Consider the following 24,056-nt stretch of genomic DNA (forward strand, 5'->3'; position numbering starts at 1 on the left):
GCCCCCACCCTGGCGCATCCGCCGCGGCCCGGTGTCCGCCGACGCACCCCGCGCCCGGCCTCAGGCGAACGCCAGCCCCCGCCACGGCGACGCCGGATCCTGGGTGAGCGCCCGGTGCACATGCAGCGCCTCGGCGTACGGGGCGCCGAACCAGCCGTTGTCGAAGGCGAGCATCCGGCCCAGCGCGTACCCGGCTGCGTACCCCTCCCAGGAGCCGTACGCCTCACGGGCCAGCGCACCGGCCCGCTGCACCGCCTGCTCGGCCTGCGGCGGGGCACACAGCCGCGCGCCCAGGCCCCAGCGGACGAGGTTCACCGCGTGTGTGAGGTCCAGTGCCAGCACCGAATCCACGCATCCGTCGGCAGGCAGCAGCCCGTCCGTGCGGAACCGCTCCTCGTACCGCGTCACCAGCTCCGGCACCCCGGCCTCGCCGTCCTGCTCCGAAGCGTCGCCGTCCCGGCGGGCGCGGAGCGCCGCCTCGGTCTCCGCGGGCAGGAAACGGCCGCCGAGCAGCTGCTCCAGCCGCTCCTGCCAGGACGCCGGGTCGGTCACCGACCACTGCTCGCGCAGCGTCTGCGCGTCCGAGGCGTGGTCGAGGAAGGCGGTGCCCAGTTCGTTCCACGGCACGCTGTGGTGCACCGCCAGCGGCGCCCCGCAGGCCAGCCCCTGCGCCAGCGGCCCGTGCAGCGGCCCGGTGGCGAGCGTGGTGAGCAGCCCGCCGGGGCGTACGCCGAAGTGGGCGCGTGCCTGCAGCCAGGCCGCCCGGTGCGCGGGCGTCGCCGCCAGATACGCCGCCGACGGCGTCCCCGGGTTGACCGCCAGCCGCCACTTGTCGTTCGGCCAGTCCTGTGCCAGTTCTTCGACCGAGACCCGGTCGAAGAACTGCTGCGGCTGCCAGGGCGGCAGCATGCCCCGCGTCAGCACCGGCAGACATGTCCCGCCGGCCACCGGATCGTCGTAGACCGGCAGCGGATCCTGACCCGGCTGCGGCGCCACCAGATAGAGATCCTCGCCCGCCAGGGCCGCGACCTGGCCCGCCCCGTCGCCACGCGCCGTTGCCTCGCACAGCCGCCGCTCGGTGTCCGTCGGCGGCATCCATACCGGAGTACCCACCCGCCCGACCTTACGGCGCCCGCCCCGACCCGCCGCCACCAGGGCATCTCTTAGGAATCACCCCCAGCCTTGCCGAACCGGCAACGACGCTTGCTCCCCGCCGGTGCCCGGTCCAGGCTCACCCCATGACCCACGACGACGCCCGCCCGCACACCCCCGCGCACGGCCACGGCGCGCACGCCCCCGGACATCACCACGGCGACGCCGACATGGACTGGGAGGTGATGGGGCCGCTCCTCGAAAGCGGCGCCGAACTGCACTCCGCCGTCTTCGAGCAGGCCGCCGCCTGGCTGCGCACCCTGCTCACCCCGCAGGACCCGGACCGGCCCGCCGCCCCCGTCCGCCGCATCCTGGACGTCGGCAGCGGCCCCGGCGTCGCCACCTGCCTGCTGGCCCGTGCCTTCCCCGAGGCAGAGGTCGTCGCCGTCGACCCCACACCCGCGCTGCTGGACCGCGCCCGCGCCCGGGCCGCCGCCCTCGGCCTCGCCGACCGCGTCACCACCCACCGCGCCGAACTCCCCGACGGCCTGGACGACGACGCGGCCCCGGAGCCCGGCGGCCACCCGGCCGGGCCGGTCGGCGACGCCGATCTCATCTGGTCCAGCCGGACCCTGCACCACGTCGGCGACCAGCGGCGCGCCGTCGCCACGCTTGCCCGCCATCTGCGCCCCGGCGGTCTGCTCGCCCTCTCCGAGGGCGGTCTGCCGCAGCGTTTCCTGCCCCGCGACATCGGACTGGGCCGCCCGGGCCTCCAGGCGCGGCTGGACGCGGCGACCGAGGAGTGGTTCGCGCGGATGCGGGCCGCGCTGCCCGGCGCCGAGGACACCGTCGAGGACTGGCCCGCCGTCCTCACCGACGCGGGCCTCGGCACCCCGCACAGCCGCAGCTTCCTCGTCGACCTGCCCGCCCCGTTGTCCGCCGCGGGCCGGGCGTACGTGAGCGCCGGACTGGCCCGCGCCGTCGAGGCGTTCGGCGACGAGTTCGCTCCCGACGACCGGGCCGTTGCCACCCGCCTCCTCGACCCGGACGACCCGGCCGGTCTCACCCGCCGCCCGGACGTCTTCCTGCTCGCGGCTCAGACCGTGCACGCGGCCCGCGCCCGGTAGCCACCGGACCGGAAAACGCCCCGGCCGCCGCCCGCCCGGCGACCGGGGCGCGCCCGCGCCTCCCGGGCCCACCGGAACGGGGCCCGTCACCGGTGGCATGGCAGCCCCGGTGCCCCCTGGTTAAGCTCGGTCGGGGGGCCGACGACCCTATCCAGGGAGGCTCCGATGAAGCTGACCGAACCGCGTGACGTCGCCCCGCGCCTCGCCACCGGCGCGTTCCTCCTCAACTCCGGTCTGGGCAAGATGACGGCCGACGACGAGACCGCCGCCGGGATCCACGGCATGGCCTGCACCGCGTACCCGTTCCTGGAGAAAATCGAACCACGCGTCTTCGTGCGGCTGCTGGCCTGGTCGGAGGTGGCCGTCGGCAGCGCGCTGCTGGCCCCCGTCGTACCGAGCCGCCTCGCCGGCGCCGCGCTCACCGGGTTCTCCGCCGGACTCGTCGGCCTCTATCTCCGCACCCCCGGAATGCGCGAGCCGGGCAGCCTGCGCCCCACCCAGGACGGCATCCCGCTCGCCAAGGACACCTGGATGCTCGGCATCGGCCTGGGCCTGCTCAGCACCGGCGCACGCTGGGGCTGCTGCTGCCGGCGGCGTCGCTGCCGCCGCTGAACCGCACGCCCGGCCGGCGTGCGGCCGGACGGTGCGTGAGCGACACCCCGCGTGACGCCGACCGGCCGAACCCGTTCGCGATTCCGGGTGCTTCCGCATCACTCGAATGCAGCATGTACGACTGGCCGGTTTGTTCGTTGGACCGGGCGTGATGTCAGCACGCGCCAGTGACCGTGCGCGGCCGGGTGGCCCCGCCGTGCGCCGAGCCGAAGGACCCGGCGGGCCGCCCCGCCACCGTCCCGCCGGCCGCTCCGGTGCCTGCGCGGGGCCACCGCCCGCCCGCCGTACGCCCGCCCGGGCCCGGCGCATACGTACGCGCCGCCCCGCCGCGTGCCGATCGGCGTCCGGCCGCGCGGCCCCCGGGCGGTTCGGCGCCGCGCGCCGTCCGTGAACGTCCCCCTGCGACCACGTCCCTCACCCGATCCGGCCCCGCCACTGCGGGCCCGCCCCGGCGGCTGCGCCACTGCGGGCCCGCGGCGCACGCGTATCCCGGCCGGGTCCTCCTCCCGAAAGACATGACGTGCACGAGACCCAGACCTACATCCCGGTGCAGCAGACCGATGAGTTCGTGCCGAGCCAGGGCACCTTCGCCCGTCCGGTCCGGGACACCGAACCCCCGGCCGGCATCCCGCTGTTCGCACCGCAGCCGGACCCCTACGGGTTCGACGCGGTCGCCTGGGCGAACGTCCCGGTGTGGGAGACCGACGGCCCGGCGCCCCAGGACCCGCGCGCGGCGGACGGATATCCGGCGCCACCGCCCGCCGGGCCCGCCGTCAGCCATGCGCGCACCCGGCAGCACCGGCCCGGCGTCCACCGCGCCGACTCCGCCCGGCTGCGGCGCTGGGCGCGGCGGATCAGCGCCACCGTCGCCGCTCTCACCGCCGTGATGATCAGCGTGCTGGGCGCCATGGTCTGCTACGCGCCGCTGCGCGCCCTCGCCTCTGAGGGCGCCTCCGGCGGCCTCGCCGACCTGTGGCCGCTGCTGATCTACGGCCCCTGGATGGTGGCGTCGCTCGCCATCCTGCGCGCCTCCGCCAACGGCCGCCGCGTCGCGCACTCGTGGTGCGTGGTCATCCTCTTCTCCGCCCTCGCCGTCGTGCTGTGCGTCGCGCACGCCCCGCTGACGCTGTCCGCCATCAGCGTCGCCGGGCTGCCGCCGATCACCGCGCTGCTCTCGTTCCACCAGCTGGTGCGCCAGATCGGACCTCCCGCGCCGCCGCGCCCCGCCCCGGCGGAGGAACCCGGCAGCGGCCACCATCGCAAACCGCCGGGCTCCCGGCCGTAACCCGCCGCCCGCACGCACCGCGCCGCCGCCCCGGTCCACCGGGACGGCGGCGCGTTCCGCTGCCGGGCTCAGGCGACGTCGAAGGCCGCCGGGTCCGGGCCGAGCCGGGTGCCGTTGTCGAGACCGGCGACGGCCGCGAGGTCCGCGTCGTCCAGCGCGAAGCCGAAGACGTCGATGTTGGCGGCGATCCGCGACGGCGTCACCGACTTCGGGATGACGACGTTGCCGAGCTGGAGGTGCCAGCGCAGCACCACCTGGGCGGGCGTCACACCGTGCTTGGCCGCGATCTCGGTGAGCACCGGCTCCGCCAGCAGGTCCTTGCCCTGGCCCAGCGGCGACCACGCCTCCGTCGCGATGCCGTGCCGGGCGTGCACCGCACGGGATTCGGCCTGCGGGAAGTACGGGTGCAGCTCGATCTGGTTGACCGCCGGGACGACCGACGTCTCGCCGATCAGCCGCTCCAGGTGGGCGGGGAGGAAGTTGGAGACGCCGATGGCCCGGGCGCGGCCCTCCGCGTAGATCTTCTCGAAGGCGCGGTAGGTGTCGAGGTACGCGTCCTTGGCGGGCAGCGGCCAGTGGATCAGGTACAGGTCGACCTGCTCCAGGCCGAGCTTGTCGAGGGAGGCGTCGAAGGCGCGCAGCGTGGCGTCGTAGCCCTGCTCGGAGTTCCAGAGCTTGGTGGTGACGAAGAGTTCGTCGCGGGGGATGCCGGAGGCGGCGAGCGCCCGGCCGGTGCCCGTTTCGTTGCCGTAGATCGCGGCGGTGTCGATGCTGCGGTAGCCGGCCTCCAGGGCGTGGCCGACGACGACGGCTGCCTCGTCGTCCGGCACCTGCCAGACGCCGAAACCGAGCTGCGGCATCGTGACGCCGTTGTTGAGCGTGATGGTGGGGACCTGGCTCACGGGAATCGATCCTTACGTTGTGGTGCGTGTGCGGGGATGACAACGATCACCCGCCGCCGCGTATTCCCGTACACGGGGGAGAAAAGGCCCCGTACCGCCCGGATGGCCGCCCCGTCCGGCTCAGCTCCGGTAGAGCGCCTCCACCTCGGCCGCGTACGCCGTCTCGATCGCCTTCCGCTTCAGCTTCAGCGACGGCGTCAGCAGCCCCTGCTCCTCGCTGAACTGGTGGGCCAGTATCCGGAACGTCCGGATCGACTCGGCCTGCGACACCAGGGTGTTGGCGGCGACCACGGCCCGCCGGATCTCCGCCTCCAGATCCGGGTCGCGCACCAGCTCCATGGGGCGCATGCCCGGTTTGCCGCGCATCGTCAGCCAGTGGGCGACGGCCTCCGGGTCCAGCGTCACCAGCGCGGCGACGAACGGCCGGTCGTTGCCGACGACGATGCACTGCGCGACCAGCGGGTGCGCCCGGACCCGGTCCTCCAGGACCACCGGCGAGACGGTCTTGCCGCCGGAGGTGATCAGGACCTCCTTCTTGCGGCCGGTGATCGTCAGATAGCCGTCCTCGTCGAAGGAGCCGAGGTCGCCGGTGGCGAACCAGCCGTCGTGCAGCACGGCGCCGGAGCCCTGCGGATCGCCCAGGTACCCCTGGAAGACCTGGCCGCCGCGCAGCCAGATCTCGCCGTCGACCGCGACGCGGACGGTGGTGCCGGGGATGGGCGTGCCGACGGTGCCGAACCGTGTCCGCTCGGGCGGGTTGGCGGTCGCGGCGGCGGTGGACTCCGTCAGGCCGTATCCCTCGAAGATCCGCACCCCGGCACCGGCGAAGAACAGGCCGAGGCGGCGCTCCATCCGGGAGCCGCCGGACATCGCGTGCCGCACCCGGCCGCCCAGCGCCTCGCGGACCTTGGAGTAGACGACCTTGTCGAAGAACTGGTGCTGCATCCGCAGGGCGGCCCCGGGACCGGAGCCGGTGCCGAACGCCTTGTGCTCCAGAGCCTCGGCGTGGCGGATCGCGACGTCGACGGCCTTGTCGAACGGCCCCTCCTTCCCCTCGGCCTCCGCCCGCCGCCGGGCCGCCGCGAAGACCTTCTCGAAGACGTACGGCACCGCGAGGACGAAGGTCGGCCGGAAGCTGCGCAGGTCGGGCAGGAGGGCGCGGGCGCTCAGCTCCGGCTGGTGGGCCAGCTTGACCTTGCCGCGGATGGCGGCGACCTCGACCATCCGGCCGAAGACGTGCGACAGCGGCAGGAAGAGCAGGGTGGACGCCTCGTCGCCGGGCCGGGAGTGGAACGCCGAGTCGTAGCGCTCGACGACGTTGTCCGCCTCCGCCATGAAGTTGGCGTGGGTCAGGACGCAGCCCTTGGGGCGGCCGGTGGTGCCCGAGGTGTAGATGACCGTGGCGATGGCGTCCGGGGTGACCGCCATCCGGTGCCGGTGCACCACATCGTCGTCGAGATGGGCGCCCGCCGCGGTCAGTTCGGCCACCGGGTCCGCGTCGAGCTGCCACAGGCGGCGCAGCTGCGGCAGCCGCCCGATGACCGAGCCGACGGTCATCACATGGTCCTCGTGCTCCACCAGACAGGCCGTCACGCCCGCGTTGTGCAGCATCCAGAAGACCTGCTCGGCGGAGGACGTCGGGTACAGCGGTACGGACTGGCCGCCGATCGCCCAGATGGCGAAGTCGAAGACGGTCCATTCGTAGCGGGTGCGGGACATGATCCCGACCCGGTCGCCGAAACGGATGCCCTGGGCGAGCAGGCCCTTGGCCAGCGCCATGACCTCGTCCCGGAACTGTCCGGCGCTGACGCCGGTCCAGCGCCCCTCTCCGTCCTTACGGGCGAGCGCGATCCGGTCCGGATCGCGTGCCGCATGGTCGAAGACGGTGTCCGCCAGCCCACCGACCCGGGGCCCGGTCGCCAACGGCTCCACGGTGAACTCGCGCAATGACCCAGCTCCTTGTGGTACTCCTCACACGGCCGCGACCGTACCCCACGGCATTGCCCCGTGGGAGGGCCCTACCACGTTCCGAACGGGCCGGGACGCCCTCAGGCCACCCGGAGGAAACGGACCGCTCCCCGGAAGAGCGGACATGGGCCGGTCATCCACCTGCGGAACGATCACGGCCTGGGGACCGTATCTGCACCGAATCTCTGCACCGGAAGGGTGAACCCGCGGTAGCGTCCGGCCGGAAACCGCTGCTGGAGCCGGGCTGGAGCCGGGCTGGAGCCGGGCCGGAGCCGGGCCGGAGCCGGGCCGGAGTTCACCGGCCGTCACGGCAGTTGCAGCCGGTCGCCCCCGGCCAGGATCGCGTCGGCCAGCGCCTCGGCGGGACCGCGGGCGGCGGTGGCGCGCCGCCCGTGCAGCAGGACGAAGTCCACCCCGCCCAGCTCCGGCAGCCCGGCCCGGGGTGCCATCCGCACCAGGCCCGGCGGGATCATGCCGAGGGTGTGCGCCATCACCCCGAGCCCGGCGCGGGTGGCGGCGATCAGCCCGTTGAGGCTCCCGCTGGTACACGCGATGCGCCAGGCCCGGCCGTGCTCCTCCAGGCACTCCAGCGCCCGGGCGCGGGTGACCGCGGGCGGCGGGAAGACGACCAGCGGCACCGGGCGGTGCGGATCGAGCCGCAGCCGGTCGCTGCCCACCCACACCAGCCGGTCCCGCCACACCAGCCGGCCCTCGGGCCCCTCCGGGCGCCGCTTTGCCAGGACGAGGTCGAGCCGCCCGGCCGCCAGAAGTTCATGGAGGATGCCGGAAAGTTCGACGGTCAGCTCCAGATCGACCTCGGGGTGTTCGCGGCGGAACCCCTCCAGGACCTCCGGCAGCCGCGTCAGGACGAAGTCCTCGGACGCGCCGAACCGCAGCCGCCCGCGCAGCCGGGTGCCGGTGAAGAACCCGGCGGCGCGCTCGTTCGCCTCCAGGATGGTGCGGGCGAAGCCGAGCATCGCCTCGCCGTCCTCGGTCAGCTCCACGCCGTGCGTGTCCCGTGCGAACAGCCGCCGCCCGGCCGCCTCCTCCAGCTTCCGCACATGCTGGCTGACGGTCGACTGCCGCAGCCCCATGCGGTGCGCGGCCTGGGTGAAGCTCAGGGTCTGCGCGACGGTGAGGAATGTACGCAACTGCGCGGGATCGAACACGGGGCACCTCGGGTGGGCGACGGTCCGGCCACCGTGGGCCCGCGCCCGGGGGAGCGGCGTGGCCGGAACGGGCCGGTGTGCGGCCATGGTAATCACGTTCCGGCATCACAGTGAGTGTGGCGAACGGGGTTCCCGATATCCGTGGGGACCGGCACTCTGGAGAGGGCACCGTCCATGCCGCCATCCGAATGCCGAACAACCGAAGTGAGACCATGCGCCGCCCTGCCCTCGCCCTTCCCTCCTGGCTCCCCGTGGACGGATACATCCTGGCGCTCCTCGCCACCGTCGGACTCGCCGCGCTCCTCCCGGCCACCGGATCGGCCGCCACCGTTGCCGACGCCGCCGCCACCGGGGCCGTCTCCTTCCTCTTCTTCCTCTACGGAGCCCGCCTCTCGACCGCCGAGGCGATGGCCGGACTCCGCCACTGGCGGCTCCATGTGACCGTCCTGGCCTGCACGTTCGTGCTCTTCCCGCTGCTCGGCCTGGCGTCGCGCGGCCTGGTGCCGTACGTCCTGCCGGGCGGTCTGTACACCGGCGTGCTGTTCTTGTGCCTGGTGCCGTCCACGATCCAGTCGTCCATCGCGTTCACCTCCATCGCGCGCGGCAATGTGGCGGCGGCGATCTGCGCCGGGTCGTTCTCCAGCCTCGTCGGCATCGTCGTCACGCCGCTGCTCGCCGCGCTCCTCCTGGACGGTGAGGGGCCCGGTGTCTCGGGCGGCGCGCTGGTCTCGATCGTCTGCCAGCTGCTGCTGCCGTTCCTGGCGGGCCAGGTGCTGCGCCGCTGGATCGGCGGTTTCCTCACCCGGCACAAGAAGGTTCTCGGCCTGGTGGACCGCGGCTCGATCCTGCTGGTCGTCTACAGCGCGTTCAGCGCCGGGGTGAGCGCCGGTATCTGGCATCAGGTCTCGCCGTTGCGCCTGCTGGTCCTGCTGGGCGTCCTCGGGTTGCTGCTCGCGGTGATGCTGATCCTGACCTCGTACGGCTCCCGGAAGCTGGGCTTCGGGCGGGCCGACCGGATCGCCATCACCTTCGCCGGTTCGAAGAAGAGCCTGGCCGCCGGGTTGCCCATGGCCAGCGTCCTCTTCGGCGCCCAGGCGGGCCTGGCGGTGCTGCCGCTGATGCTCTTCCACCAGATGCAGCTGATGGTCTGCGCGGTGCTGGCGAAGCGGTATGCGGCGCGGGCGGAGGCGGACGGCCCGGAGGCGGGCCGCCCGGCGGACGTCCCGGAGGGCGACGGCCCCGCCGAGACCCACGACGGTGAGCCGGTCGGCGCCGGGGAGCCCCGTTAGGACCGCCGCCCGTCCGCCCGTCCGCCCGTCCGCCCGTCCGCCCGGTCGACGGCGCCGACGGCGCGGGGAAGGGCGCGGGCGGCTGACGGACGCCCGGGGCTCAGCTCCCGTCGGCCGTCTCGTCGAGGCCGAGGCGGTGCGCGCCCGCGTAGACGTTCATGGAGCTGCCGCGGAGGAAGCCGACCAGCGTCAGGCCGGTCTCGGCGGCGAGGTCCACGGCGAGCGACGACGGGGCGGAGACGGCGGCGAGCGCGGGGATGCCCGCCATCACCGCCTTCTGCGCCAGCTCGAACGAGGCCCGGCCGGAGACCATCAGCACGCACGACGACAGTGGCAGCCGGTCGTCCTGGAGCGCCCGCCCGACGGCCTTGTCGACGGCGTTGTGCCGCCCGACGTCCTCGCATACGTCCAGCAGCTCACCGTCCGGGCGGAACAGCGCGGCCGCGTGCAGCCCGCCCGTCCGGTCGAAGACCCGCTGGGCGCCGCGCAGCCGGTCGGGGAAGGTGCTCAGCGTCTCCGGTGTGAGGCGGACCGCGGGGCCGCGGGAGGCGTCCGGCGCCCAGCGTGCGGTGGTGCGCACCGCGTCCAGGCTCGCCTTGCCGCACAGTCCGCACGACGACGAGGTGTAGACGTTCCGCTCCAGGCTGATGTCCGGCACCGGAACGCCGGGCGCGAGGCGGACGTCGACGACGTTGTAGGTGTTCGCGCCGTCGTCGGTGGCACCGGCGCAGTAGACGATGTTCGCCAGCTCCGCGGCGGACGCCAGGACGCCCTCGCTGACGAGGAAACCGGCCGCGAGCGCGAAGTCGTCGCCCGGGGTGCGCATGGTGATCGCCAGTGGCTTGCCGTTCAGCCGGATCTCCAGCGGCTCCTCGACGACCAGGGTGTCGGGCCGGGCACCCACGGAGCCGTCCCGTACGCGGATGACGCGGCGCCGTTCGGTGACCCGTCCCATGTCTGCCTCCACCCGCCGTGCGGTGCCCGGTGTGCGGTGCCCGGTGTGCCGTCGCCGGTGAGGGGTGCGGCAGGCCCGGTGTAACGGTACAACGTACTCGGTAAACTGTAGACGATAGCCATGAGCGGCCGTCCGGTGCCGCCCCCGAGGGCCGCGCCCGGCCGCCACACCAAGGGGGACCCGATGCTGTCCAGCGGACTTCCATACGGAGCCGTCCCGAAGCTCGAACGGCCCGGCCCACTGCGCGAGCGGGTCTACGAGGCGCTGCTTGAACTCATCACCACCCGCGCGCTGCGCCCCGGAGCCCACCTGGTGGAGAGCGAACTCGCCGGGCACCTCGGCGTCTCCCGGCAGCCGGTCCGGGAGGCGCTGCAGCGGCTGAACACCGACGGCTGGGTCGATCTGCGGCCCGCCCAGGGCGCGTTCGTCCACGAGCCGACCGAGGAGGAGGCCGACCAACTGCTCTCGGTCCGTACGCTGCTGGAGGCCGAGGCCGCCCGGCTGGCCGCCGCGCACACCGGATCGCCGGGCATCGCCGCCCTGGAAGAGCTGTGCGTCACCGGTGAGCGCGCGGTGCGCGACGACGACGTGGACGGCGCGGTGGCGGCCAACGCCGCGTTCCACGCCAAGGTGATGGAGCTGGCGGGCAACGCCGTCCTCGCCGAGCTGGCCGAGCAGGTCGGCCGCCGGGTGCGCTGGTACTACACCCCGGTGGCCCGGCAGCGCGGCGCCCAGTCGTGGATCGAGCACCGCGAACTGATCGCCGCCATCGCCGACCGCGACGAGGCACGCGCCACCGCCGTGATGCGCGCCCACACCGAGCACACCCGGCGTACGTATCGCGAGCGGGCGCGGGAGAACGGGCACGACCAACGGCGCGGGTGAGCGGCGGGGCGGGCCTCCCGGGCCCCGGGACCCGGGCGGGCCTCCGGGCTGCCGCGGAGCACGGACGCCCGGCCCGGGCCCGCGCCTCGGCGTCCGCCCCGGACCGCCCGGCCCCGCGCCACCGGAGCCTCCGGCCCACCCCACCGGGCGTCGCTCCACGTCACCCGGACACCCCCGCCCGTTCCGCTCCCCGAGACGCCCCTGACCGGCGGCGCGGCGGACCGGTAATCTGCATACGATCACGCACCACCCGATGACGAATGGCGAGACACGTATGAGCGAGGGGACAGCACCCGAGGCCGGCGAGGCGGCGGCCGTCTCCGACCGGGCGGCCCGGGAGCGGCTGCTCTACCTGCGCAGCAGCATCGACAACCTCGATGCCGCGCTGGTGCATCTGCTCGCCGAGCGGTTCAAGTGCACCCAGCAGGTCGGCGAATTGAAGGCCCGGCACAGCCTGCCGCCCGCCGACCCGGCCCGTGAGGCCGCCCAGATCGAGCGGCTGCGCACGCTCGCCGCCGACGCCCGGCTCGACCCGTCGTTCGCCGAGAAGTTCCTCAACTTCATCATCAGCGAGGTGGTCCGCCACCACCGCGCCATCGCCGAGGGCACCCACGAGACACCGGGCACCCCCACCGACGGATGACCGGAGCGGGCGGCGCCTCCCCGGCACCGCCCGCCCCGCTCGATCCCGCTCACCGGGCGCGCCTCAGATCAGCTCACGGCTGACCGGCCGCTTACCGGGCATCGCCGCCCGCGGCCGCTCCCGGCCCGGCTGCCGCAACAGCAGCACGCACCCGGCCGCCACCAGCGAGACACCACCGGCCAGCGCATAGGCGCCGTCGTACCCCCAGGCGCCCACCACCATCGAGCCGAGCCCGCCGCCGAACAGCCCGCTGATCAGCTTCCCGCTGTAGACCAGGCCGTAGTTGGTGGCGTTGTAGTTCTCCCCGAAGTAGTCCGGGGTCAGCGTGGCGAACAGCGGGTAGAACGCGCCGCCGCCGAAGCCGGAGAGGAACGCGAAGACGAGGAACAGCCACTGGCTGTGGACGTTCCCCGCCCAGATCACCCCGAACTGCGCCAGCCCCAGCACCACGATGACGAAGACCAGCGTGGTCCGGCGGCCCCACAGATCCGACAGCCATCCCATGACGGCCCGCCCGACGCCGTTGACGAGGGACATCACGCCCATCGACGACGCCGCCACCAGTGGCCCGAAGCCGACCTCCCGCGCGTAGTCCACCTGGAAGGAGATCCCGAAGATCGACACCCCGGCCGTCAGCACGACGGACAGCCACATCAGCGGCAGCATCCCGCTGCGCAGCGCCTCCTTCGGGGTGAACTGCCGTACCGCGGGCGGGTTCTTCGCCAGACTCGCCGCGCTCCGGCGGTCGGCCACCGGCGGCGCCGCACCGTCCGGCGTCCCGGCCGGCGGCGCGATGTGCGGCGGCCACCAGTTCGGCGGCGGATCCCGGAAGAACCAGGCACAGGCCGCCACCACGACGAGGATGTACACCCCGATGAGGTCCAGCACCTCGTCGTAGTCGGAGGTGTCGAAGGCGTAGTTGAAGAGGAAGATGAACGGCAGCGCGCCGTAGGCGAAGCCGCCGTTGACGAAGCCGGTCTTCGCGCCCCGCCGCTCCGGGAACCACTTGCCGACCATGTTGATGCAGGTCGCATAGATCAGCCCCGAACCGAGACCGCCGACCACACCGAAACCGCAGAGCGCCAGCGCCACGCTGTCCACATGCGCCAGCGCCGCGAAGCCCACCAGGCACAGCACCGAACCGAGGTACATCGCCCACCGCGCGGTCAGCACCCCCCGCTCCCGTAACCACCCCGCGGGGAAGGCGATGCCCGCCTGGAAGAACACCCAGACGCTCAGAATCCAGAAGGTGTCGCTCTGCGACCAGCCGTGCGCGCGCGAGAGCGTGTCCTCGGCGGAGCCGTACGCGTACTCCGACACGCTGATCGCCATCATCGCGACCCACGGCAGATACACCATCAGCTTGCGGGAATGCCCCAGCAGATCCCGGTCGCTCTCGCCGATCCGGTAGACCCGCCCCTTGCCGTCCGTGACGTTGCGGTACCCGGCCCGCCGGTCCGCCCCGCCCCCGTCTTCCTTGTTGTCCTGTTCCGTCCCCGTGCTCATCGTCCGTCCCCTGCCCGTCGCATGGCCGCCGTCAGCTCCCCCCTGTCCGCTCTCCGCACGTCCGCATGGCCGGTCTCACGGCAGCCTCCCCGCCGCCCGCGCCCAGCGGTACTTCGCCCCGAGCACCGCCACCGGCTTCTCCGTCGTGTACGGATACGCCACGACACCCCGCTCGAAGAGGTACGCGCACGCCTCCTCGACCTCGGTGTCCCCGGCCAGCGACGCCACCACCGGCTTCTCGATCCCGCGCGCCCGGAACTCCGCGACCAGCCGCGCCGTCAGCTCCGCGAAGACCATTGGCGGGGTGACGAGGGTGTGCCAGTAGCCGAGCACCAGCGCATGGATACGGGGATCCTCCAGACCCAGCCGGATCGTCGCCTCGTACGTCGACGGCGGCTCCCCGCCCGTGATGTCCACCGGATTCCCGGCCGCCCCGAACGGCGGTATGAACCGCCGGAACGCCGCGTCGAGATCGCCGGGGATGTCCATCAGCCGCAGCCCGTTGTCGACGATCGCGTCCGACAGCAGCACCCCCGAACCGCCCGCACCGGTGATCACGACGACGTTGTCCCCGGCGGGCGTGGGCAGCACCGGTAGCGCCCGCGCGTACTCCAGCATCTCCGCCAGCCCCGGCGCCCGGATCACGCCCGCCTGCCGCAGGATGTCGTCGTAGACCGCGTCGTCCCCGGCCAGCGCCCCGGTGTGCGAACCGGCGGCCCGTGCCCCCGCGCCGGTCCGCCCCGCCTTCAGCACCACCACCGGCTTGTGCGGCACCGTCGCGCGCGCCGCTGCCACGAACGCCCGGCCGTCCTTCAGGTCCTCCAGGTGCATCGCCACACAGTCGGTGTGCGCGTCCTCGGCGAAGTAGGTGAGCAGATCGTCCTCGTCGACGTCCGCCTTGTTGCCGAGGCCCACGATCGCCGAGACGCCCGTGCCGGTGGCCCGCGCGAAGCCGAGGATCGCCATCCCGATACCGCCGGACTGCGAGGTCAGCGCCGTCCCGCCGCGGACGTCGTACGGGGTGCAGAAGGTGGCGCACAGGTCCTGCCAGGTGGAGTAGTAGCCGTAGATGTTCGGCCCCAGCAGCCGGATGCCGTACTCCTCGCCGATCGCCACCAGCCGCTCCTGGAGGGCGTGTTCCCCGGTCTCGGCGAAGCCGGACGGGATCAGCACGGCGTTCGGGATGCCCTTGCGCCCGGCCTCCTCCAGCGCCGCGGGCACCAGCGGCGCCGGAATGGCGAACACCGCCACATCGACCTCACCGGGGACGTCCCGCACCGAGCGGTACGCCTTGCGGCCCAGGATGTCGTCGGCCTTCGGGTTCACCGGATGGATCTCGCCGGGGAAACCGCCGTCGACGAGGTTGCGCATCACCGAGTTCCCGATCTTGCCGGGCTCCGCCGACGCCCCGATCACCGCGACCGACCGCGGCCGCATCAGCCTCCGCATCGCGGTCAGGATCTCCTCCCGCGAGCGTTGCCGCCGCACCGCCGGAGCGCCCTGCGCCAGCAGGATCCGCACGTCCGCGGCGCGCACCCCGTCCGCCGCCGCGAACACCGGGTTGAGATCGATCTCCGCGATCTCCGGGAAATCCGCGGCCAGTTGCGACGTCCGCACGATCAGTCCGGTCAGCGCCGAGCGGTCCACGGGCGGCGCGCCCCGCACGCCGCGCAGCACCTCCGCCGCCCGGATCGAGTCCAGCATCGACGCGGCGTCCTCATCGCTCGCGGGCGCCAGCCGGAACGTGACGTCCCCCAGCGCCTCCACCAGAACCCCGCCGAGCCCGAACGCCACCACCTTCCCGAACGTCGGATCCGTCACCGCCCCGACGATCACCTCCTGGCCGCCGGAGACCATCTCCTGCACCAGCACCCCGTCGATCCGCGCCCCGGGGGAGTGCGCGGTCGCGCTCCGTACGATGTCGCAGAAGGCGGCGCGCACCTCGGCGGCGGACGCCAGCGCGGTCCGCACCCCGCCCGCCTCCGTCTTGTGCACGATGTCCGGCGAGACGATCTTCAACGCCACCGGGAATCCGATCCGGTCGGCCAGCGCCACCGCATCATCGACGGTCTCCGCCAGCCCCTCCGCCGGGGTCGCGATGCCGTACGCCTCGGCCAGCCGCCGGCCCTCGGGCGCGGTCAGCGCGGTACGCCCCTCGGCCCGCGCCGCCGCCAGCACCGCCCGCACGGTCTCGGCGCGCCCCGTCCCGTCCTCGTGCTCCGCCATCAGATCACTCCGTTCGCCTTGAGCAGCCGCAGTTCCTCGTCGGCGAGCCCCAACTCGCCGCCGTACACCTCCTGGTTGTGCTCGCCCAGCAGCGGCGAGCGGTCGACCTCGACGGGGGAGTCGGACAGCTTCAGCGGGGAGCCGACGGTGGTGAACGCGCCGCGCTCGGGGTGATCGACGGTCACCACCATCCCGTCGGCAGCCAGCGACGCGTCCTCGATGAGTTCCTTCGTCGACAGCACCGGACCGCACGGGATGTTGTGGGCGTTGAACCGCTCCAGCACCTCCCACTTGGGCAGCGTGGCGCTCCACTCCTCGATCAGCTGGAACATCTTCGCCAGCTTCGGCAACCGCGCCTGGGGCGTCGCCCACTCCGGGTCGTCCGCCAGCTCCGGGCGTCCGATCAGCTCGGTCAGCGGCCGCCAGCCGACCGGCTGCACGATCACGTACACGTAGTCGTTCGGGCCGCCGGGCGCGCACCGCACCGCCCAGCCGGGCTGCCCGCCGCCGCTGGCGTTCCCGCTGCGCGGCACCGTGTCGCCGAAGCTCTCGTTCGGATACTCGGCCAGCGCGCCGTGCGTCAGCCGCTGCTGGTCGCGGAGCTTGACCCGGCACAGGTTCAGTACCGCGTGCTGCATCGCGACGTTCACGCGCTGGCCCCGGCCGGTGCGTTCGCGCTGGTAGAGCGCGGCGAGGATGCCCGCGACGCAGTGCACACCGGTCCCCGAATCGCCGATCTGCGCGCCGGTCGCCAGCGGCGGCCCGTCCTCGAAACCGGTCGTCGCCATCGCCCCGCCCATCGCCTGCGCCACCACTTCGTACGCCTTGAACGCGGTGTACGGGCCGTCGCCGAAGCCCTTGATGGAGGCGTAGACCAGCCGCGGGTTGATCTCCTGGACGCGCTCCCAGGGGAAGCCCATCCGGTCGACGGCGCCGGGGCCGAAGTTCTCCACCAGGACGTCGCTGCGGGCGATCAGCTCGGTGAGGAGCTCCTTGCCGCGCGGGCTCTTGGTGTTGAGGGTGATGCTCCGCTTGTTGCAGTTGAGCATCGTGAAGTAGAGGGAGTCGGCGTCCGGCAGATCGCGCAGCTGCTGCCGCGTGATGTCCCCGGTGGTCGCCTCCAGCTTGACCACGTCCGCGCCGAGCCAGGCCAGCAACTGCGTGGCGGAGGGCCCGGACTGCACATGCGTCATGTCGAGGACGCGGACGCCCTCAAGTGCCTTGGTCACGACGGGTTCACCTCACTTGTACATCGTCTGGTTCATCGTTCCGGGGGCGTACGCGTCCGGATCCACCCACACATTGATCAGCGACGGCTTGCCGCTCTCCCGCGCCCGCTCCAGCGCCGGACGGATCTGCGCCGGATCGCGCACCTCCTCGCCGTGGCCGCCGAGCATCCGTGCGAACTGGTCGTACGGCACATCGCCGAGGGTGTTGCCGACCCGCTCCCGGTCGTCGCCGTACTTGGCGCGCTGCCCGTAACGGATCTGGTTCATCGAGGAGTTGTTGCCGACGATCCCGACGAACGGCAGATCGAAGCGGACCAGCGTCTCGAAGTCCCACCCGGTCAGCGAGAACGCGCCGTCCCCGAAGAGCGCCACGACCTCCTTCTCCGGCCGCGCCTGCTTCGCCGCCATCACGAACGGCACCCCGACCCCGAGCGTCCCCAGCGGCCCCGGGTCCATCCAGTGCCCCGGCGCCTTCGGCTGCACCACCTGCCCGGAGAAGGTGACGATGTCACCGCCGTCCCCGATGTACACCGAGTCCTCGGTCAGAAAGTCGTTGATCTCGCTGACCAGGCGGTACGGGTGGATCGGGTGGGCGTCCGAGCGCAGCTGCGGCAGCCGCTTCTCCAGCGCGGCCCGCTCGACGGCCCGCAGCTCCTCCAGCCACTCCTTGCGCTGCACCGAGCCGCCCGACGGCTGCCCGGACGCGGCCTCGGCGACGGCGGTGAGCACCAGCCCCGCGTCGCCCACGATCCCCAGATCCACATCGCGGTTCTTCCCGACCGTGCGGTAGTCCAGATCGATCTGCACGACGGTGGCCTCCGGCGACAGTCGCTTGCCGTACCCCATCCGGAAGTCGAACGGGGTGCCGACGATGACGATGACGTCGGCCCGCGAGAAGGCGTGTCGCCGCGAGAGCTGGAAGTGGTGCGGATCCCCGGGCGGCAGCGTCCCGCGCCCGGCGCCGTTCATGTACGCGGGGATGTTCAGCGCCCGCACCAGCGAGGTGGCCGCGTCGGTGGCCCGGGTCGTCCAGACCTGGCTGCCCAGCAACATCGCCGGCCGCTCGGCCCGCACCAGCAGATCGGCGAGCTTCTGTACGTCGTCCGGATCGCCCGGCGACCGCGTCGAGGCCCGGTACCGCCCGGCCGCGGGCACCCGCGCCTTGTCCCGCTCGACCTTGGCGTCGAGGACATCCCGGGGGATCTCCAGGAACGACGGTCCGGGGGCGCCGTGGTAGCACTCGCGGAACGCCATCGAGACCATGTCGGCGACGCGCGCGGTGTCCGGCACGGTCGCCGCGAACTTGGTGATCGGCGCCATCATGTCGACGTGCGGCAGGTCCTGGAGCGACCCCATCTTGTGCTGGGTGCTCGCCCCCTGCCCGCCGATCAGCAGCATCGGCGACTCCGCCCGGAAGGCGTTGGCGACCCCGGTGACCGCATCCGTCGTCCCGGGGCCCGCGGTGACCACGGCACACCCCGGCTTCCCGGTGATCCGTGCGTACCCGTCGGCGGCGTGCGCGGCGACCTGCTCATGGCGTACGTCGATGACCTCGATGCCCTCGTCGACGCAGCCGTCATAGATATCGATGATGTGCCCGCCACAGAGGGTGTAGACGACGTCCACACCTTCCGCCTTGAGCGCCTTCGCAACGAGGTGCCCGCCGGAGATGAGGTCCTGCGCGTCCTCGGGCATGGGGCATCGCTTCCCTTCGAGGGGCCGCTCGCAGACGACCCGTGACATGGTCGGATGTGGATTGCATACAGTCGACGAATACTGTATGAACCCGTTATCCCGCATCGTCCGGCCGCTGTCCAGGGGGTAAGGGGGCGCGTTCGGGCCAAGGATTGGTCATGCCCGGGTCGTGCACGGAAAGGGTGTCGCCGCGAATGCGGGTGTCTGTGCCCCGAGGCGAGTGAGGCACCTCATGAGGTGCCTGATGCGTGCGGGGCTACGGATCACCTGTGCGCACTTTGTCCCCTATCGTCCACTACGCATGGATCTGTCCAGCAGATACGCAGGTGAAAGGCGCTCCGAAACCTTGGTATCGTTGTCCATGTCGCCGCGGGGCACACCCCCGCGAAGACCGCACCTGGTCCGGGTGGCGGAATGGCAGACGCGCTAGCTTGAGGTGCTAGTGCCCTTTATCGGGCGTGGGGGTTCAAGTCCCCCCTCGGACACCAGTCACATCCCCACGGTCTCGTTGAGGCCGTGGGGATGTTTCGTTTCCCCCATGCGTGCGGGTCGGGAGCGATCAAGGCGGCGTACCCCCTCTCCGCTGAGGGGTTGGCGGTTCTCGGCTGGAGGAACTCGTCCGGGTGAGAGCCGGTCCGAAGGCCGCGCCGCGGTGCACGTGACTCAGGTCTGCCCGCTCACGACCCCGCCGCATGCCCCTCCAGCACCCCCGTGCGTTTGCGTTGGACGAACCAGTAGTAGAGGAAGCCGCCGCCGGCGACGATGCCGATGAAGAGGAAGGCGCCCCAGCGGAGGTACCAGTGCTGGGGGCCCGTCGCGTTGTAGACGGCGGCGCGGGGCCAGGCGAGGTTCAGGGACATCGCCAGGCCCCAGAGGACGGCGAGGATGTTGACCGGGAGGCCGAAGCGGCCCAGGGAGAATGTGCCCTTGGCGGGGATCCAGCGGCCGCGGAGGCGCTGGATGAGCATCGGGACGGTGACCAACAGGTAGGCCAGGTAGATCATGATGATCGCGATGCTGGTGATCACGGAGAAGATCTGCGGTTGGTTGACGTTGATCAGCAGGATCGCGACGCCCACCAGGCCGATGACGACCGCGGGCAGCACCGGGGTCTGGAAACGCGGGCTGACCTTCGCCAGCAGGGACGCGGCGGGCAGGTTGTTGTCGCGGGCCATGGCGAAGGCGAGGCGGATGCCCGCTGTGTGGACGGCCAGTTCGCAGACGGTGATCGCGATGACCACGCACCACAGCACGATCTGGCCCACCGTCGAGCCCAGCGTGGAGAGCACCACGTACTGGAGCCCGTCCACGGACAGTTCCTTGGCGTGCAGATCGGGCACCGCGAGGAGGGCGAAGAGGAGGATCAGACCGCCGATGAGGAACGAGGCGATCAGGGCCCGCAGGATGGCGCGCGGTGCGTTGCGGCCGGGGTCCTTGGACTCCTCGCCCAGCGAGGACGCGGTGTCGAAGCCGTACATGACGTACGCCGAGGCGAGCGACGCGGTCAGGAAGGCGCCGAGGTAGCCGAGGCTCTGGCCGGCGCCCAGGCCGAAGGTCTTGGTCACCGCGGACGGGCCGCGGGTGATGCGGGCGGCGAGCAGGACGATCAGCACGATCGCGGCGATCAACTCGATGGCGACGCCCGCGGAGTTGATGCGCGCCATCAGCTTGACGCCGAACGCGTTCACCAGCGTGGTGAACAGGATGAGGACGCTGCCCAGCAGTACGGCGTTGGCCGCGGCGTCGGTCCGGCCGCTGCCGTTGCCGATGAGCTGGAACCACGACGAGATCTGCGGCAGCGTCACCTGATAGGCCAGGGCCACGGCGGCCAGCGACACCATGGTGGCGGTGAGCATCATCCAGCCGCCGAGCCAGCCGATGTGCGGGCCGCCCATCCGTTTCGCCCAGTTGTAGATGGATCCGGCGACCGGATAGCGGGCGGCCAGCTCGCAGAAGCAGAGTGCGACCATCAGCTGTCCGCAGAACACCATCGGCCACGACCACCAGTACGCCGGTCCGCCGTGGCTGATGCCGAAGTAGAAGAGCTGGAAGGTGCCGGTGAGGATGGAGATGTAGCTGATGCCGGCGGCGAAGGTGTGGAAGTTGCCGAGGGTCCGCTTCAGCTCCGGTTTGTAGCCGAACTCGGCCAGCGAAGCGTCGTCGTCATGCGTGCCGTCGTCCCGGGTGCCGGGGCGCGGCGAACCCGCCTCGCTCACTCGAACCACCTCTGCGGCCGCGGCGCGGTGTTCCGCCACACGTGCTTGGCCTCCTGGTATTCGGCGAGGCCCGCGGGTCCCAGTTCCCGTCCGACACCGGACTGCTTCATGCCACCCCACTCGGCCTGTGGGACATACGGATGGAAGTCGTTGATCCAGACCGTGCCGGCCCGCATCCGGGCCGCCACGCGGTGGGCCTTCTCGGCGTCCTGGGTCCAGACCGCGCCGGCCAGGCCGTACACCGTGTCGTTGGCGAGCCGGACCGCCTCGTCCTCCTCGCGGAACCGTTCGACGGTCAGCACCGGGCCGAAGGACTCGTCGTGGATCACCGACATGTCCGGGGTGCATTCGTCCAGCACCGTCGGCAGGTAGTAGAAGCCGTCGCGCAGCGCCGGGTCCTGCGGTGGTCGGCCGCCGCAGCGCAGGACGGCGCCCTCGGCGAGCCCCGCCTCGACATACGCCGCGATCTTGGCGCGGTGCGCCGCGGAGATCAGCGGGCCGGTGCGGGCGTGTTCGTCGAAGGGGCCGCCGAGCGGGATCCGTCGGGCGCGGGCGACCAGCTCGTCGACGAACCGGTCGTGCAGGTCGTTCTGGACGAGCAGCCGGGCGCCCGCCGAGCAGACCTGGCCGGAGTGGAGGAACACCGCGGTCAGGGCGTGGTCGACGGCGGTGTCGAACTCGGCGTCGGAGAAGACGATGTTCGGGTTCTTGCCGCCCAGCTCCAGGGCGATCTTCTTGACGGTGGGGGCGGCCGCGGCCATGATCCGGCGCCCGGTGGTCAGGCCGCCGGTGAAGGACACCAGGTCCACCCGGGGATCCTCGGTCAGCGGGGCGCCGACGAGCGGGCCGGTGCCCAGGGTGAGGTTGGCCGCGCCGTCCGGCAGGCCCGCCTCGGCGAGCAGCCGCATCAGGTGGATCGCGGTGTGCGGGGTCAGCTCGCTGGGCTTGAGGACGAAGGTGTTCCCGGCGGCCAGCGCGGGGGCGACCTTCCATGCCGTCTGGAGCAGCGGGTAGTTCCACGGGGTGATCAGTGTGCAGACGCCGACCGGCTCATGGCGGATGAGGCTCTCGATCCCCGGCTGGCCGGTGTCCACCACGCGGTCGGTGCCGCCGGACGACGCGAGGTTGCCGAAGTAGCGGAAGCAGTTCGCGATGTCGCCCATGTCGTAGACGCTCTCGACCAGCCGCTTCCCGGTGTCCAGCGATTCGGCGCGGGCCAGCGCCTCCGTGTCGCGCACCAGCAGATCGGCGACGCGCAGCAGCAGGGCGCCGCGCTCGGCGGCGGGCGTACGTGGCCAGGGCCCGTCGTCGTACGCGCTGCGGGCGGCGCCGACGGCGGCTGCCGCGTCCTTGGGGCCGCCTTCGTCGACGGTCGCGACCAGGGTGCCGTCCGCCGGGCAGCGGATCTCGCGCCGCTGGCCGTCGGCCGCTGCGGTCCAGCGGCCGCCGATGAACAGGTCCGGCATGGGGATGCCTCCGGTCTCCGGTTGTCGCGCCTGGCCGGCGACGGGCGGGGCGCCGCCTGCCGCCGGGGTGCGGGCGCCGTCTGCCGCGGTTCGGTGATCCGCACCCGGGTGATGATCTCGGTACCGAGCGTAGGCGCGGCGGTGCCGCTCCGCACGGCATGGCACCCCGGGCTTTTCCCCGAGCGTCGCGGCGACGGCCCGTAAGGGTGCCGGGCCACGCGGCCGGTCCGCACCGGGGCGCGCCGTGCCCGGGCCGGGCGTGCCCACCCCACCCGGCCCGGATTCACGGGACCCGCCGACGCTTCCGGCCCGTAAGGGAGCCACCCGGCCGCCCGTACGGGAAGGGCGCGGCCGGGGGAGAATCGGGTCATGCCCACCGCACCCGGCGGCCGTCCATGGACCCCGCCCGTTCCGTCCCACGCCGCCCGTCCCTGCCGTCCGGTGCCCGACGTGGCGGCCTACCTCACCGGCCGCTGGAGCATCGAGCGGCGCGTCCTCGACGTACGGGCCGGGGCCGAGGGGAGCTTCCGAGGCATCGCGGAGTTCCGGCCGGAGGGCGCGGACGGCGCGCTGCTGCACGTCGAGGAGGGCGAGCTGACCTGGGCGGACGCGGTCCATCCGGCCGGGCGGACGCTGTGGCTGCGGCCCCGGCCGGACGGTACGGCCGCGGTGGAGTTCGCCGACGGCCGCCCCTTCCACGACCTCGATCTGCGGACCGGACGCTGGCACACCGTCCACCCGTGCGCCGCCGACCGCTACGACGGGACGTTCACCGTGACCGGAGCGGACACCTGGGAGCTGGAGTGGCGGATCGACGGACCCGCCAAGGAGGCGGTGCTGCACTCGGTCTACCGCCGCCGGTAGGCCGGGCGCGGCACCGGGCGCCCGGCGCCCACACCCGTGCGGACCCGGCACGGCGTCAGCCCTTCGTGGCGCGCAGCGCGTAGAGAAGGGGGACGATCGGCTCGTCGGGCGGCAGCCGCCACCAACCGTTGTCGCCGGGCACCATCGTGTCGAACCGCTTCCACGGGGCCTGTTCCGTCTCCCGCAGTACGTCGACGCGGAGCCCGGCGCCGGACACCGCCGTGACGACCTCGCCGAGGCCGTGCCGCCATTCGTAACTCGTCGTCGCGTCCGCGAGCGGCGGGCCGTCGGTGTACGTGTGCGGGCTGTCGCTCCGCAGCGGGCCGCGTCCGGCCAGGTAGTCGTGGCGGAGGAGCAGATCCTGGTTGTCGGGGGCCGGGGTGGGGCCGAGCGCGTCGAGCAGCGGATGGAATTCGACGAGGTAGAGCATGCCGCCCGGGCGCAGCAGCGAGGCGGCGGTCTCGGCCCAGGCGGTGAGGTCGGGGAGGTAGCACAGAGCGCCCTTGCCGGTGTAGATCACGTCGAAACGGCGGTCGTCGAGCGCTTCGGGCGCGCGGTGGACATCGGACTGGACGAACGTCAGGTCCCGGCCGCTCTCGGTGGCCAGGCGGCGGGCCTCGGTCAGGGCGGCGGCGGAGAAGTCGAGGCCGACGGCGCGGGCGCCGCGGTCCGCGAAGGCGGCGGTTTCGGTGCCGAGGTGGCACTGGAGGTGGAGGAGGTCGCGGCCCCGCAGATCGCCCAGGTCCTGCCATTCGAAGGGGGCGAACCAGTCGTCGGCGGTCCGGGAGCCGTCCAGTCCGTAGAAGTCGCTGGCGACGTGGACGGGGGTGCGGGCGTCCCAGTTGGCCTCGTTGGCCCGCACCATGTCCGCGACGGTCGGCCCGTCCTGCGGCGGCGTTCCGCTGTGCTCCGGCTCGCGCATCTGTG

General features: G+C 72.8%; 19 protein-coding genes and 1 tRNA gene. 8 read left to right on the forward strand and 12 right to left on the reverse strand.

Annotated elements, in window-relative coordinates; translation table 11 throughout:
- Positions 1 to 60 precede the first annotated feature (60 nt).
- A complete protein-coding gene (locus ACFWWQ_RS00830; RefSeq protein WP_384587897.1) occupies positions 61 to 1,113 on the reverse strand; it encodes a DUF1266 domain-containing protein in 1,053 nt (350 codons plus the stop codon).
- Positions 1,114 to 1,238: 125 nt separating this feature from the next.
- Between ACFWWQ_RS00830 and ACFWWQ_RS00835 the strand changes: the two genes are divergently transcribed.
- The 3 genes from ACFWWQ_RS00835 (at position 1,239) to ACFWWQ_RS00845 (ending at position 4,116) form a co-directional block, all read left to right on the forward strand.
- The gene (locus ACFWWQ_RS00835; protein WP_384587900.1) at positions 1,239 to 2,219 is read left to right on the forward strand and encodes a class I SAM-dependent methyltransferase; all 981 of its coding nucleotides are present in this window, start codon (positions 1,239 to 1,241) and stop codon (positions 2,217 to 2,219) included.
- Between the two features lie 165 nt (positions 2,220 to 2,384).
- On the forward strand, positions 2,385 to 2,831 hold the full coding sequence (locus ACFWWQ_RS00840) for a hypothetical protein (protein ID WP_384587903.1): 447 nt from the start codon (positions 2,385 to 2,387) through the stop codon (positions 2,829 to 2,831).
- A 520-nt stretch (positions 2,832 to 3,351) separates the two neighbouring features.
- Complete coding sequence (locus tag ACFWWQ_RS00845) at positions 3,352 to 4,116, forward strand: DUF2637 domain-containing protein (protein WP_384587906.1); 765 nt, start codon at positions 3,352 to 3,354, stop codon at positions 4,114 to 4,116.
- A gap of 68 nt (positions 4,117 to 4,184) precedes the next feature.
- Here the strand turns inward: ACFWWQ_RS00845 and ACFWWQ_RS00850 are convergent, their stop codons facing one another.
- From ACFWWQ_RS00850 to ACFWWQ_RS00860, 3 genes are all read right to left on the reverse strand, one after another.
- Positions 4,185 to 5,018, reverse strand: a complete 834-nt coding sequence (locus ACFWWQ_RS00850) for an aldo/keto reductase (protein WP_384587909.1) — start codon at positions 5,016 to 5,018, stop codon at positions 4,185 to 4,187.
- A gap of 120 nt (positions 5,019 to 5,138) precedes the next feature.
- Positions 5,139 to 6,965: an AMP-dependent synthetase/ligase gene (locus tag ACFWWQ_RS00855; protein WP_384587912.1), complete on the reverse strand. Its 1,827-nt coding sequence runs from the start codon at positions 6,963 to 6,965 to the stop codon at positions 5,139 to 5,141.
- A 326-nt stretch (positions 6,966 to 7,291) separates the two neighbouring features.
- Entirely contained in the window at positions 7,292 to 8,155 is an 864-nt protein-coding gene (locus ACFWWQ_RS00860) for a LysR family transcriptional regulator (RefSeq protein ID WP_384587915.1), read from the reverse strand.
- 212 nt (positions 8,156 to 8,367) lie between these two features.
- On the opposite strand from ACFWWQ_RS00860, the gene ACFWWQ_RS00865 reads away from it, so the two are divergent.
- Positions 8,368 to 9,444 (forward strand): bile acid:sodium symporter family protein, encoded by a 1,077-nt coding sequence (locus ACFWWQ_RS00865; protein WP_384587918.1) that lies wholly within the window; start codon positions 8,368 to 8,370, stop codon positions 9,442 to 9,444.
- A 100-nt stretch (positions 9,445 to 9,544) separates the two neighbouring features.
- On the opposite strand, the gene fdhD is transcribed toward ACFWWQ_RS00865, so the two are convergent.
- Positions 9,545 to 10,399 (reverse strand): formate dehydrogenase accessory sulfurtransferase FdhD, encoded by an 855-nt coding sequence (gene fdhD / locus ACFWWQ_RS00870; protein WP_384587921.1) that lies wholly within the window; start codon positions 10,397 to 10,399, stop codon positions 9,545 to 9,547.
- A gap of 183 nt (positions 10,400 to 10,582) precedes the next feature.
- Between fdhD and ACFWWQ_RS00875 the strand changes: the two genes are divergently transcribed.
- Positions 10,583 to 11,284, forward strand: a complete 702-nt coding sequence (locus ACFWWQ_RS00875; RefSeq protein ID WP_384588149.1) for a GntR family transcriptional regulator — start codon at positions 10,583 to 10,585, stop codon at positions 11,282 to 11,284.
- A 274-nt stretch (positions 11,285 to 11,558) separates the two neighbouring features.
- Complete coding sequence (locus ACFWWQ_RS00880) at positions 11,559 to 11,927, forward strand: chorismate mutase (RefSeq protein ID WP_384587925.1); 369 nt, start codon at positions 11,559 to 11,561, stop codon at positions 11,925 to 11,927.
- A 63-nt stretch (positions 11,928 to 11,990) separates the two neighbouring features.
- Here the strand turns inward: ACFWWQ_RS00880 and ACFWWQ_RS00885 are convergent, their stop codons facing one another.
- From ACFWWQ_RS00885 to ACFWWQ_RS00900, 4 genes are all read right to left on the reverse strand, one after another.
- Positions 11,991 to 13,433 carry an OFA family MFS transporter gene (locus tag ACFWWQ_RS00885; protein ID WP_384587928.1) on the reverse strand — a complete coding sequence of 481 codons (1,443 nt, stop codon included), beginning with the start codon at positions 13,431 to 13,433 and terminating at the stop codon, positions 11,991 to 11,993.
- A 75-nt stretch (positions 13,434 to 13,508) separates the two neighbouring features.
- Entirely contained in the window at positions 13,509 to 15,659 is a 2,151-nt protein-coding gene (locus tag ACFWWQ_RS00890; protein WP_384587931.1) for an acetate--CoA ligase family protein, read from the reverse strand.
- Positions 15,659 to 16,888, reverse strand: a complete 1,230-nt coding sequence (gene frc / locus ACFWWQ_RS00895; RefSeq protein WP_384587934.1) for a formyl-CoA transferase — start codon at positions 16,886 to 16,888, stop codon at positions 15,659 to 15,661. The genes ACFWWQ_RS00890 and frc overlap by 1 nt, the downstream gene beginning before the upstream one ends.
- Before the next feature lie 12 nt (positions 16,889 to 16,900).
- Entirely contained in the window at positions 16,901 to 18,583 is a 1,683-nt protein-coding gene (locus tag ACFWWQ_RS00900) for a thiamine pyrophosphate-binding protein (protein ID WP_384587937.1), read from the reverse strand.
- 400 nt (positions 18,584 to 18,983) lie between these two features.
- Between ACFWWQ_RS00900 and ACFWWQ_RS00905 the strand changes: the two genes are divergently transcribed.
- Positions 18,984 to 19,071: transfer RNA gene (locus ACFWWQ_RS00905), tRNA-Leu, on the forward strand.
- A 189-nt stretch (positions 19,072 to 19,260) separates the two neighbouring features.
- Here ACFWWQ_RS00905 and ACFWWQ_RS00910 read toward each other — a convergent pair.
- Together ACFWWQ_RS00910 and ACFWWQ_RS00915 are read right to left on the reverse strand one after the other, a co-directional pair.
- Positions 19,261 to 20,799 (reverse strand): APC family permease, encoded by a 1,539-nt coding sequence (locus tag ACFWWQ_RS00910; protein WP_384587940.1) that lies wholly within the window; start codon positions 20,797 to 20,799, stop codon positions 19,261 to 19,263.
- The gene (locus tag ACFWWQ_RS00915) at positions 20,796 to 22,265 is read right to left on the reverse strand and encodes an aldehyde dehydrogenase family protein (protein ID WP_384587943.1); all 1,470 of its coding nucleotides are present in this window, start codon (positions 22,263 to 22,265) and stop codon (positions 20,796 to 20,798) included. Before ACFWWQ_RS00915 ends, ACFWWQ_RS00910 begins: the two co-directional genes overlap by 4 nt.
- 369 nt (positions 22,266 to 22,634) lie before the next feature.
- Between ACFWWQ_RS00915 and ACFWWQ_RS00920 the strand changes: the two genes are divergently transcribed.
- Positions 22,635 to 23,129 (forward strand): DUF6314 family protein, encoded by a 495-nt coding sequence (locus tag ACFWWQ_RS00920; RefSeq protein WP_384587946.1) that lies wholly within the window; start codon positions 22,635 to 22,637, stop codon positions 23,127 to 23,129.
- 55 nt (positions 23,130 to 23,184) lie between these two features.
- Here the strand turns inward: ACFWWQ_RS00920 and ACFWWQ_RS00925 are convergent, their stop codons facing one another.
- Positions 23,185 to 24,051, reverse strand: a complete 867-nt coding sequence (locus ACFWWQ_RS00925; protein ID WP_384588151.1) for a class I SAM-dependent methyltransferase — start codon at positions 24,049 to 24,051, stop codon at positions 23,185 to 23,187.
- Between the last annotated feature and the right edge of the window lie 5 nt (positions 24,052 to 24,056).

Source organism: Streptomyces sp. NPDC059080 (assembly GCF_042739975.1).
Classification (GTDB): Bacteria; Actinomycetota; Actinomycetes; order Streptomycetales; family Streptomycetaceae; genus Streptomyces; species Streptomyces benahoarensis.

Bases quoted from the DNA above. Each gene is read 5' to 3' on its own strand.
- ACFWWQ_RS00835 (WP_384587900.1), top strand. From the start codon at position 1,239: ATGACCCACGACGACGCCCGCCCGCACACCCCCGCGCACGGCCACGGC.
- ACFWWQ_RS00840 (WP_384587903.1), top strand. From the start codon at position 2,385: ATGAAGCTGACCGAACCGCGTGACGTCGCCCCGCGCCTCGCCACCGGC.
- ACFWWQ_RS00865 (WP_384587918.1), top strand. From the start codon at position 8,368: ATGCGCCGCCCTGCCCTCGCCCTTCCCTCCTGGCTCCCCGTGGACGGA.
- fdhD (WP_384587921.1), bottom strand. From the start codon at position 10,399: ATGGGACGGGTCACCGAACGGCGCCGCGTCATCCGCGTACGGGACGGC.
- ACFWWQ_RS00875 (WP_384588149.1), top strand. From the start codon at position 10,583: ATGCTGTCCAGCGGACTTCCATACGGAGCCGTCCCGAAGCTCGAACGG.
- ACFWWQ_RS00880 (WP_384587925.1), top strand. From the start codon at position 11,559: ATGAGCGAGGGGACAGCACCCGAGGCCGGCGAGGCGGCGGCCGTCTCC.
- ACFWWQ_RS00885 (WP_384587928.1), bottom strand. From the start codon at position 13,433: ATGAGCACGGGGACGGAACAGGACAACAAGGAAGACGGGGGCGGGGCG.
- ACFWWQ_RS00890 (WP_384587931.1), bottom strand. From the start codon at position 15,659: ATGGCGGAGCACGAGGACGGGACGGGGCGCGCCGAGACCGTGCGGGCG.
- ACFWWQ_RS00900 (WP_384587937.1), bottom strand. From the start codon at position 18,583: ATGCCCGAGGACGCGCAGGACCTCATCTCCGGCGGGCACCTCGTTGCG.
- ACFWWQ_RS00915 (WP_384587943.1), bottom strand. From the start codon at position 22,265: ATGCCGGACCTGTTCATCGGCGGCCGCTGGACCGCAGCGGCCGACGGC.
- ACFWWQ_RS00920 (WP_384587946.1), top strand. From the start codon at position 22,635: ATGCCCACCGCACCCGGCGGCCGTCCATGGACCCCGCCCGTTCCGTCC.
- ACFWWQ_RS00925 (WP_384588151.1), bottom strand. From the start codon at position 24,051: ATGCGCGAGCCGGAGCACAGCGGAACGCCGCCGCAGGACGGGCCGACC.